The following is a 3,344-nucleotide window of genomic DNA, read 5'->3' on the forward strand; positions in this document are numbered from 1 at the left end:
GCAACCGACCTGACCATTACCGAAAGCACCAGCTGGGATGCCGGAACCCATATTTATAATAACCTAACCATAAGCAACAACTCAACTTTAACCTTAGCTTCAAATACAACTGATGGCACAGGGGTAATTATCCAGGCTGCCAGCATTACGATTGATTCCGGATCAGCAATTACCGCCAGCGGACAGGGTTATGCCGGCGGCGCAGCAGGAGCAAATGGCGTTGGCGACGGAGCCGGCTTAGGAAGCGCAACCGGAGGCGGCGGCGGAGCAAGTTATGGCGGCGCGGGCGCTGCGGGTGTTGATGGCGGCGCAGCAGGCGCGACTTATGGCTCATTCACAGAGCCGGTTAGTTTAGGCTCTGGCGGTGGCGGCGGCGCAGCAGGCGCTGGTGGAGCAGGCGGCGGCGCGATTAAATTAGTTGCAACCGGAACAGTAACTGTTAACGGCTCAATTACCGCTAACGGTGTGGATGGAACCTCTGCGGCAGGCTCCGGCGGCGCCGGAAGCGGCGGCAGCATATTGATTACCTGCGCTGATTTTGCAGGAACAGGTTCCATAACAGCTAACGGCGGTAACGGCGGCTCTACAGCAAGCGCAGGCGGCGGCGCAGGCGGCGGAAGAATAAAGATTTATTATACAGGGACTAATACTTCATCACTTTCCGCTTTAACCGCAGCTGCCGGAAGCAATGGCAGTGGAAGTGCGGCAGACGGCACAGCATCCGCAGTCCAGGGCGGAACCATATTTTACGATATCCCTAACCCCACTCCGCAGAGCGCGGGGGTTGGCTGGTCAGAGACTATTACTGCTAAGGATGCCTATGGCAATACTTATGATACTGACGCAACCATTACGGTTTCCGCTGATCTTACTTCAGCGGTTCCAGGGCCTGACACTACCACTAAGCGTAAGGCCATTACAATTACCGGCTCAACTGCCGGAGCCTTAACCGATTATCAAGTGCAGGTGGCTGTTGCTTATGACGCCAATATGAACGCTGATTTTAGCGATATCCGTTTTGCCGACGCAGACGGTGATAGCCTTTCCTACTACAGGGATTCTTATACTGCTTCTACTTCAGCTGTATTCTGGGTTAAGGTTCCGTCAATCCCGGCATCTCCTGATACAACTACTCTTTACCTATATTATGGCAATTCCGCTCTTGCAACCGCAAGTAACGGCGCTAATACTTTCCTAAGCTTTAATTTAAGGCCTGAAGGAATAATCGCAGGTGGGGAGGCATTCTCCTGTGCTCTTGTGGCAGGCGGCTCAGCCATGTGCTGGGGTTATAACGGCGCAGGCCAGTTAGGTAACGGGACTACGACGCGAAGCACAACCCCTGTATCTGTTTCCGGATTAACCGGGGCTGTCGGGATTTCAGGCGGTCAATATTTTGCCTGCGTTGTTCTTTCCGACGGCACAGCCAAATGCTGGGGAGAGAATAATAATGGGCAGCTGGGTATTGGGTCCACAAGTAACCAGAGTGTTCCTGTCCTTGTGTCCGGTTTAAGCAGTGTTGTTTCAATAGCAGCCGGGCTTGTCCATACCTGCGCCGCGATTTCTGACGGCACAGCCCGCTGCTGGGGAAGCAATGATCAGGGCCGTTTAGGTAACGGGTCTACCACGCAAAGTACAGTGCCCGTTGTTGTTTCCAACTTATCCGGAGCCGTAACCATGTCCGCAGGCAAATATCATTCCTGCGCGCTTCTTTCTAACGGCACAGGCAAGTGTTGGGGTGATAACGGAAGCGGTATGCTTGGTGACGGAACGACTACAACAAGTTATGTTCCGGTAACAGTTTCCGGCTTAACAGGTGCAACGGCAATTGCCTCTGGAGAGGCTCATACCTGCGCCCTCATCAATGACGGCACAGCCAAATGCTGGGGTTATGGCGGCTCCGGGCAATTGGGTAACGGCACCACATCAAATAAAACTGTTCCTACGGCTGTTTCCGGTTTAACCGGCGCTGTCGCGATTACAGCCGGCTATGGCCACTCTTGCGCGCTTCTTTCCAACGGCACAGCAAAGTGCTGGGGGCATAATGGCAACGGACGTTTAGGCGACGGGACTACCACGCAAAGTAATGTTCCTGTTGCTGTTTCCGGCTTAACAGGCGCTGTGGCAATTACAGGAGGGCTTTATCATACCTGCGCGCTCCTTTCCGACGGCTCTGGCAAGTGCTGGGGCACCAATGTTGAAGGAGAGTTGGGTAATGGCACGACAACCGCAAGTTCTGTTCCTGTGTCGGTATCATCTAACTATAACTTAGGCGCTGTGTATGGCAAGTCAGGCAGTATTGCCTATTTACGTAAATACGCTTCAAGCGAACCTGCGATAGGGGCTGCAGGGAGTGAAGAGGCGCTTGCCGGGCTTTCTTCGGTTCTGTTCTATACTAATAATAACTATACTACGCCAACAACAACTTACAGCTTAACAGACGGTTTAGTTACTATCTATGCCAAAGATACTGTCGCTGAAACCATTTACCTGGCAGCTACCGATGGCACCAATTCTTCTGTTTCAGGAAGTATTGTTGTTAATCCTGCTTCAATCGACCACTATACCGTAAGCGCCACCACTCCCCAGTTAGTAGGAACAGGCTGGAGCGAGACAGTCAGCGCCATTAATACGCTCGGCACTGTCGCTGTTGAGGATTCAACCACAGTTATCACCGCTTCATCATCATCAGCAACTACCAAGTTCTACACCGATGCAACTTACGGCACTGAAAATACCTCCAAGCAATACACTCTATCCAGCGGCTTAGCTACTATTTACGTCAAAGATAATTCCTCTGGCACAATCACCATAACCGTAACCGACGCCAACTCTAAGACCGGCACATCCTCAAGTATCGTTGTTGCCCCAGGCGCCTTCTCCGAATACGTGATTACTACCACTACCCCGCAAACAGCAGGAGTCGGCTGGAGCGAGACACTTTCATCCAAGGATAGCTATGGCAACATTAACCCGCTTGATACAACCATTACAATTTCCGGGGATCTTTCTACGGCTTCTCCTGGGCCTGACTCGACTCCCAGGCGCAAGGCAATCGCTATTACCGGCTCAACTGCCGGGGCCCTGACTGATTATCAGGTGCAGGTAAGCGTAACTTATGATGCTGATATGAACGCTGACTTTAGCGACGTCAGGTTTGCCGACGCAAGCGGCGCGGCACTTTCGTATTACAGGCAGGCTTATGCTGCCTCAACTTCAGCCGTATTCTGGGTTAAGGTCCCGTCAATTCCGGCTTCACCTGATACAACAACTATTTACCTATATTACGGCGACACAAGCCTTTCTACTACAAGCAGCGGTTCCGGAACTTTTATAAATTATAATCT

At 52.0% G+C, this 3,344-nt stretch carries 1 protein-coding gene; it reads left to right on the forward strand.

The window, feature by feature from the left end:
• Positions 1-3,344, forward strand: a 3,344-nt coding sequence (locus tag WC359_15260) for a DUF2341 domain-containing protein (protein ID MFA5401809.1), incomplete at both ends; no start/stop codon positions are given.

This window comes from Dehalococcoidia bacterium, assembly GCA_041653995.1.
In the GTDB taxonomy this organism is placed as follows: Bacteria; Chloroflexota; Dehalococcoidia; order GIF9; family UBA5629; genus CAIMUM01.